Below are 7,553 nucleotides of genomic sequence, written 5' to 3' on the forward strand. Positions count from 1 at the left end.
TGGTTGGTGGAAGCTCCGGAGATGGCCCGCAGGCTCGTGGAGGGCGCGGGGTTCATCTCCCTTCTCGGACTCACGCCCGGCGGGAAGAAGCTGGCTGTCGTACGCGAGCGCGTGAATGGAGGACTCCCTGTCGTCGGACTCGTCGATCTGGGCAGTGGCGCGTTCTCCGAAGCCCCCACGCAGCCCACCACCCAGGAGGAGGCGGAGGAGTTGCGCACCCTCCGGCCCGCCCTCATCAAGGGCACCCAGGAGTTGAGCCTCGTCGAGCCCGCCCGGCAGTTGTCCGGTCCGAGGCAGCTGAGGGTCACCCCCGCTCCGGGGGAGTCGAAGCAGAAGCTCTGTGAATTCCAGCCCGTGCCCGGCGGTGGCGCCTGGGATCGCTTCGATCCCGCCTGGTCCGGCGACAAGGTCATCTACGTGGCGGGGCCGCTGCCCGCCTCGGAGACAAAGTAGCCAAACCCGTCCCGCCTCGGAGCCTCCCGTCCACCGCGGGAGAGTCCTTCCAGGAGACGTCGCGACGTGCGCCCACTGGCATGGACCGTGCTCCCCCTCGGGTTCCACCCAGCCCCGAGAGGGACCATGAAAATCGACGGTCGTAACGAGGCAGCGCCGGCCCGGCCGGCGTCGGACAAGGGGCGTTTCCAGGAAGTGCTGAAGAAGACCGGCCCGGAGGTGGCGAAGGCTCCGGCCCTGACCCGTGGAGGGCAGGTGGCACGCCCGCCGGTGACGCCCGCGCGAGGGGCCACCGGGACCGTGGCCACCACCGGGCTGGCGCGGACGCCACAGCGGGGCGCCTTCGCCAGCGTGGAGAACCTGGGTCAGGTGCGCCAGGGCATGACCGCCGAGGCCCACCGGCTCCGGGATGCGCGTGGCGACTCCCACCAGACGCACCAGGAGTGGGTGCAACAGCGCGTGACCGACCTCCTCTCCCGGGAGTTGTCCCGAGAGCCGCGTCCCGAGCCCGCGGCGCCACGCACGCCCTCCCCTTCGTCTGGGCCAGAGACCTCGGCCCCTCCCCCCTCCGGAGAAGCCCTCTCCGCCGCCGGAGGGGCACACCAGGGCGGCCCGGGAGGCGCCAGCGCGCCGGCTACCACCGTGGAGGCGTCGAATCCCGAGGCCCGCGTCCAGGCGACCTTGGAGCTCATCGAGAAGATCGAGGTGTTCGTGAAGTCGCAGCGGCCGGCGCTGGCGATGCGCCTGGGCGGAGCACTGGAGGCCACGGTGGAGGTGGAGCGCACGGGCACTCGCGAGGTGGCCCTGCGCATCCAGGGGAAACGCGGGCCGCTCCCCCAGGAGGACCTGGCGCGCATCCGCGACGCGCTGGCCGCTCGGGGGCTGAAACTCAGTGCCTTCCTGACTTCTTGAGGGGCACCGCGGACATGACAGAGGCCCTCCCACCTCTCGGCGAAGGGCCTCGGGACGACACTCTCCCAGTCGGAGAGGGAGACGTCCTACTTCTTCCCGCCGGGCTTGGCCTCGAGCAGGCTCCGCTTGCCCTTCTTGTCCTTGTACTCCTCGGCCTCGGGCAGCGACGCCTTCTTCTCCGCGATGTTCGGCCACTGGGTGGCGAACTGCGCGTTCAGCGTCTTGTACTCGGAGTACTCGGAGGGCAGATCCGACTCGGGGAAGATCGCCTTCGTCGGGCAGACGGGCTCGCAGGCGCCGCAGTCGATGCATTCATCGGGGTGGATGACCAGGAAGTTGGCACCCTCGTAGAAGCAATTGACCGGGCAGACCTCGACACAGTCGGTGTACTTGCACTTGATGCAAGGCTCGGTGACCACGTACGCCATTGAAACTCTCCTCTTGGACTGAACTGTGTCCGTGCGCGCGCGCACAGTAATGGGTTGTCATGGGGGTGGCACCCCCTAATTTCGGGCTCGCCTGCCTGCTCAGCCCAGAAGTCCCTGGGCACGCATCAGTTCCGCTACCAGGATGGCGCCCTTGGCGGCCCCCATCTTGGTGTTGTGCGAGACGAGCATGTACTTGAAGCCGTTCTCCAGCACGGCGTCCTCGCGCACCCGACCCACCGTGGTGGCCATGCCCGCGTGGGTATCCCGGTCCAGGCGCGGCTGCGGGCGGAAGGGATCATCCAGTACCTCGATCCACCGAGGAGGCGCGGACGGAAGGTCGCGCGACACCTCGGCGCCCCGCCACTCGCGCATCGCCCCCACCACCTCCTGCACGCTGGCCTTGCGGGCGAGCGAGACGAAGACGGACTCGGTGTGGCCCTCCAGCACCGCCACGCGGGTACAGGTGCAGGACACCCGGACGTCATGCGCGGAGAGCGCGCCGCCCCCAGCGTCCAGCGTGCCGAGGATCTTTTTCGTCTCCACCTGGACCTTCTCCTCCTCCTTGGGGATGAAGGGGACGACGTTGTCCAGGATGTCCAGGCCGATGACGCCCGGGGAGCGGCCCGCACCGGACATGGCCTGCATCGAGGTCATCAGCACCGACTTGATGCCGAAGCGCTCGGCCAGCGGGGCCAGGGTGATGGCCAGGCCGGTGGTGGTGCAATTGGGGATGGGGACGATGTAGCCCTTCCAGCCCCGGCGCTTCTGCTGCTCGCGCACGAGGGGGGAGTGGGCGGCGTTCACCGGGGGGATGAGCAGCGGCACGTCCGCCTCGTAGCGGAAGGCGCTCGCCGCGGAGAACACGGGGATGTCCCGGGCGAGCCGGGGCTCCAGATCCTTGGCCACATCCGACTCCACCGCCGAGAAGGCGATGTCGTAGTCCCTGGCCTGGACGTCCTCGCCGTTCACCACCTTCATCCTGGCGATGGACTCCGGGAGCGCCTCGGGGACGAACCAGGCGGTCATCCCATTGGCGGTGCGGAGCGCCTCCACGTAGGTCTTGCCCGCCGAGCGGGGCGAGGCCGCCAGTCCGGTGAGTTCGATGGAGGGGTGGTCCTTCAGGGCGGCGATGAACTGCTGCCCGGCGAGTCCAGTGGCGCCAATGAGGACGGCGCGAAGCTTGGCCATGGTGTCCTGCTTCCCTTTCCGTGCGGGGAGTGGGGTGGCGCGTCTTTACACCCTTTGGCCCGGGCTCACCACAGCCCACTCATCGAGGCCTCCGAGACATGGCTCTCGGTCGGCAGCCCGTTGATGATCCACCCGTGGAGGCCCCCATCCAGGCACACGGCGTTGAGCCCCCGCTGCTGGAGCAGGCTGCAGGCCCGGCGCGCATCGGAGCCATCCGGAGCACACCCACACACCACGATGAGCTCATCATCCGGGAGGACTTCCGCGTCCCGAAGGATCTCCTCGAAGCACATCCATAGGGCCCCGGGAATGTGGAGGCCGTAGCGATCCCACTCTTCTGGCTCACGGCAATCGAGGACGAGAATCTCTTCGTCCCCGAGCCGGACGTACAGCTCGGTACAGTGCATACGGGGATCCACTACCTGGGACCTCCTGCCGCGGTGTCTGTCCCGCAGAACGAGGAGCTCCCGTATGCCCTTCCCGTGAGCCCGCCTGCCCGCCCACGCCCGTGCCCGCCTAGAGACCGAGCTGCCGGGCGATGATCTCGTTCATGATCTCACTGGTGCCCCCGCCAATAGGGCCCAGGCGAGCGTCCCGCCAGTGGCGCTGGATGTCGTACTCCATCATGTAGCCGGCGCCGCCGTGGAGTTGGAGGCAGGCGTCGGCGACGCGGCAGGCGGTCTCGGTGGCCACCTTCTTGGCCATGGACGTCTGGGCGATGGCGTACTCACCGCCCACGTGCAGGCGCAGCGCGTGGTAGGTGAGCTGGCGCGCCGCTTCGAGCTCGGTGGCGAGGTCGGCGATCTTGTGTCGCACCACCTGGAACTCGTTGAGCGTGTGGCCGAAGGCCTTCCGGTCGCGCACGTGGGCCATCACGACCTCCAGCATCTCCTCCATGGCCCCCACCGCCCCCAGCGCGAGCGACAGGCGCTCCCACTGGAAGTTGCCCATGATCTGATAGAAGCCCTGCCCCTCCACCCCTCCCAGGAGGTTGGCAGCCGGCACCCGACAGTCCTCGAAGAAGAGTTCGGCGGTGTCCGAGGCGCGCCAGCCGAGCTTCTTCAGCTTGCGCCCCACGGAGAAGCCCGGGGAGCCCTTCTCCACCACCAGCAGGGACAGGCCCTTGTGCCCGGCGTCGGGGTTCGTCTTCACCGCCAGGACGATGAAGTCCGCCCGGACGCCGTTGGTGATGTAGGTCTTCGAGCCATTGACGAGGTAGTGGTCCCCGTCGAGGCGGGCGGTGGTGCGCAGGCCGGCCACGTCCGAGCCGCCATTGGGCTCGGTGATCCCGAGCGCGCCAATCTTCTCTCCCCGGATGGCCGGGGCGAGGAAGCGCCGCTTCTGGTCCTCGGTGCCGAACTTGTGGAGGGGCCCCGTGGCGATGGTGTGCTGGGCCCCGAGGCCCGCGGCCACCCCGCCCGAGCCACAGCGCCCCATCTCCTCGAGCAGCACCGCCTCGTAGAGCTCGCCGGCATTGGAGCCGCCGTACTCCTGGGGATATTTGAGACCCAGGAAGCCCAGCTCGCCGAAGCGGGTGAAGAGCTCCCGGGGGAACTCCTCCCGCTCCTCCCACTGGCTGGCGAAGGGCTTCAACTCCTTCTCCACCACCGCACGGACGGTGCGTCGGAAGGCCTCGTGCTCCTCGAGGTACAGCCCGTAACCCTGCAGCATCGTTGACGTCCCTCCGGTGGCTGGCTGGACTGCTCGCCTCCGATGCTACCGGACACGGATGTGCACGCTCCCCCCTCTACTGTCTTGACCGGGCTGTTTCGGGTTCATATAAGGACGTGCACGCAACTCGCGGCGCCATGGCCAAGTGGTAAGGCAAAGGTCTGCAAAACCTTCATTCCCCGGTTCGAATCCGGGTGGCGCCTCACAGAAGGCCCGATGTGGACTCCGGTCCCATCGGGCCTTCGCCTTTGCGGGATCCCCCATCGGTCCCTGGATTGCACAGGGGGAGCGGCATGCTGAAATCCCCTCTCATGGCCCCCCGAGCCCCCGAGTCCACCGAGCGAAACGCCCCGTCCGTGGAGGCGGCCTTCCAGGCGGCTCCACCGGAGATGGTGGCGGAGATCCTCGACGGTGAGCTGCACCTCAGCCCTCGCCCGGCCCGCCCTCATGCCAACGCGGCATCGAACCTGGGTGGCCTCCTCATGGCGCCCTTCAAGTTCGGCAGGGGGGGACCGGGCGGATGGGTCATCATCGACGAGCCGGAACTTCACCTCGGCCCCCGTCCGGACAAGCTCGTGCCGGACCTCGCCGGGTGGAGGCGCGAGCGCCTGCCGGACGCCCTCGGAGGGGACGAAGCCCCAGCGCATTACGACCTCGCCCCGGACTGGGCCTGTGAGGTGCTCTCCGAGCGCACGCGGCGCAGGGACAAGGGCCCGAAGATGCGCATCTACGCCCGGGAAGGGGTGCGGCACCTGTGGCACGTGGACCCGCTGGCCCGCACGCTCGACATCTTCCGGCTCCAGGGGGGCGACTGGCTCCTCATTCATTCCCTCACCGGGGAGGAGCGGGTCCGCGCCGAGCCGTTCGAGGCCATCGAGCTCGAGCTGGCGCTCCTCTGGTCGAAGTAGGGCTTCACCTCAGCCCAGCGTCGCGCGCGCGTTGCGGAACATCCGCATCCAGGGGCTGTCCTCGCCCCACTCCGGCGGGCACCAGGAGTACTGCACGCTGCGGCTCACGCGCTCCGGGTGCGGCATCATGATGGTGACGCGCCCGTCCCGCGACGTGAGGCCGGCGATGCCGTGCGGCGTGCCGCTCGGATTGGCCGGGTACTTCTCCGTCGCCCGCCCGTGGTTGTCCACGAAGCGCACCGGTACCAGCCCCAGCCCGTTCACCCGCGCCGCGTCCTCGGGGCTCGCGAACTCCGCCCTGCCCTCTCCGTGTGACGACGCGATCGGGATGCGGCTCCCTGCCATGCCCTTGAAGAACAGCGACGGGCTCTCCGCTACCTCCACCTGCACCAGCCGCGCCTCGAACTGTTCCGAGACGTTGCGTACGAAGAGGGGGAAGTGCTCGGCGCCGGGGATGAGCTCGCGCAGCTGCGACATCATCTGGCAGCCATTGCAGATGCCCAGGCTGAAGGTGCCCGAGCGCGCGAAGAACGCCGCGAACTCGTCCCGGGCCCGCGCGTTGAACAGGATGGAGCGCGCCCAGCCGCCTCCCGCCCCCAGCACGTCACCGTAGGAGAAGCCTCCGCACGCCGCGAGACCCGTGAAGTCCTTCAGCGACACGCGTCCCGCGAGGATGTCGCTCATGTGCACGTCCACCGCGCTGAAGCCCGCGCGCATGAACGCTCGCGCCATCTCGAGCTGGCTGTTCACCCCCTGCTCACGGAGGATCGCCACCCGGGGCTTCGCCCCCTTCCCGAGGTACGGCGCCGCCACGTCCTCCGTCGGGTCGAACGTGAGCCGGGGAGACAGGCCCGGGTCGCTCGGGTCACACTTCGCGGCGTACTCCTCCTCGGCGCAGCGCGGGTTGTCGCGCAGCTTCTGCATCTCGTAGCTGACGCGGGACCACACCTCGCGCAGCGCCAGCGTGTCCTCCTCCAGGAGCACCTTCGCGCCATGGCGCACCCGCACCGTCGAGGCCTCCACGGGCCGGCCCAGCTCGTGGCTCGCGGAGCCCAGGCCGTGCGTCCGCAGCACCTCGATCACCCGCGCCACGTCCGCGGCCCTCACCTGGAGCACCGCGCCCAGCTCCTCATTGAAGAGCGCCGCGACCGCGTCCGCGCCCAGCGTGGCCACGTCCACCTCGAAGCCACAGTGGCCGGCGAACGCCATCTCCACCAGCGAGGTGAGGAGGCCGCCGTCGGAGCGGTCATGGTACGCGAGCACCAGGCCCGCCTCGTTGAGCCCCTGCATGGCGGTGAAGAAGCCCTTCAGCGTCTCGGGGGTCTCCACGTCCGGGCACCCCTGGCCCACCTGCGCATACGTCTGCGCCAGCACCGAGCCGCCCAGGCGTTGCTTCCCCGCCGCGAGGTCCACGAACACCAGCCGCGTGTCCGCGCCCGGCTCGCGCAGCTGCGGCGTGAGCGACTTGCGCACGTCGAGCACCGGCGCGAAGGCCGTCACGATGAGCGACAGCGGTGAGGTGACCGCCTTGCGAGCCCCCTTCTCCTCCCACACCGTGCGCATGGACATCGAGTCCTTGCCCACGGGAATGGTGAGGCCCAGCGTCGGGCACAGCTCCATGCCCACCGCCTTCACCGCGGCGTAGAGGTTGGCGTCCTCGCCCGGGCTGCCCGCGGCCGCCATCCAGTTCGCCGACAACTTCACGTCCCCCAGCTTGCCGATGCGTGCCGAGGCGATGTTCGTCACGGACTCGGCCACCGCCATCCGCGCCGAGGCCGCCGCGTCGAGGAGCGCCAGCGGCGTGCGCTCGCCCATCGCCATGGCCTCGCCCGCCAAGCCCCGGTAGTCGGCCAACGTCACCGCGCAATCGGCCACCGGCACCTGCCACGGCCCGACCATCGGGTCGCGGTGGCTCAAGGCGCCCACCGTGCGGTCGCCGATCGTCACCAGGAAGCGCTTGCTCGCCACGGTGGGGTGGCGCAGCACGCTGTAG

The 7,553-nt window shown here is 69.4% G+C and carries 8 protein-coding genes and 1 tRNA gene; 4 read left to right on the forward strand and 5 right to left on the reverse strand.

The features are described from left to right. A partial coding sequence (locus tag VF794_RS27970) for a hypothetical protein (protein WP_331115600.1) occupies nt 1–453 on the forward strand: 453 nt, incomplete at its 5' end. A gap of 126 nt (nt 454–579) precedes the next feature. Beyond that, nucleotides 580–1,365 carry a hypothetical protein gene (locus VF794_RS27975; RefSeq protein WP_331115602.1) on the forward strand — a complete coding sequence of 262 codons (786 nt, stop codon included), beginning with the start codon at nt 580–582 and terminating at the stop codon, nt 1,363–1,365. An 86-nt stretch (nt 1,366–1,451) separates the two neighbouring features. Here the strand turns inward: VF794_RS27975 and fdxA are convergent, their stop codons facing one another. From fdxA to VF794_RS27995, 4 genes are all read right to left on the reverse strand, one after another. After that, nucleotides 1,452–1,793: a ferredoxin FdxA gene (fdxA, locus tag VF794_RS27980; RefSeq protein ID WP_331115604.1), complete on the reverse strand. Its 342-nt coding sequence runs from the start codon at nt 1,791–1,793 to the stop codon at nt 1,452–1,454. 99 nt (nt 1,794–1,892) lie between these two features. Continuing rightward, nucleotides 1,893–2,981 (reverse strand): aspartate-semialdehyde dehydrogenase, encoded by a 1,089-nt coding sequence (asd, locus tag VF794_RS27985; protein ID WP_331115606.1) that lies wholly within the window; start codon nt 2,979–2,981, stop codon nt 1,893–1,895. Nucleotides 2,982–3,046: 65 nt separating this feature from the next. Beyond that, nucleotides 3,047–3,388 (reverse strand): rhodanese-like domain-containing protein, encoded by a 342-nt coding sequence (locus VF794_RS27990; RefSeq protein ID WP_331115608.1) that lies wholly within the window; start codon nt 3,386–3,388, stop codon nt 3,047–3,049. Nucleotides 3,389–3,497: 109 nt separating this feature from the next. Then, a complete protein-coding gene (locus VF794_RS27995) occupies nt 3,498–4,652 on the reverse strand; it encodes an acyl-CoA dehydrogenase family protein (RefSeq protein ID WP_331115610.1) in 1,155 nt (384 codons plus the stop codon). A 131-nt stretch (nt 4,653–4,783) separates the two neighbouring features. Between VF794_RS27995 and VF794_RS28000 the strand changes: the two genes are divergently transcribed. Beyond that, nucleotides 4,784–4,855: transfer RNA gene (locus VF794_RS28000), tRNA-Cys, on the forward strand. A 90-nt stretch (nt 4,856–4,945) separates the two neighbouring features. Further along, a complete protein-coding gene (locus tag VF794_RS28005; RefSeq protein WP_414640965.1) occupies nt 4,946–5,560 on the forward strand; it encodes a Uma2 family endonuclease in 615 nt (204 codons plus the stop codon). A gap of 9 nt (nt 5,561–5,569) precedes the next feature. On the opposite strand, the gene purL is transcribed toward VF794_RS28005, so the two are convergent. Then, nucleotides 5,570–7,553: phosphoribosylformylglycinamidine synthase (purL, locus tag VF794_RS28010; RefSeq protein ID WP_331115612.1), on the reverse strand; the 1,984-nt coding region annotated here is incomplete at its 5' end.

The organism is Archangium sp., from assembly GCF_036389735.1.
Taxonomy (GTDB): Bacteria; Myxococcota; Myxococcia; order Myxococcales; family Myxococcaceae; genus Archangium.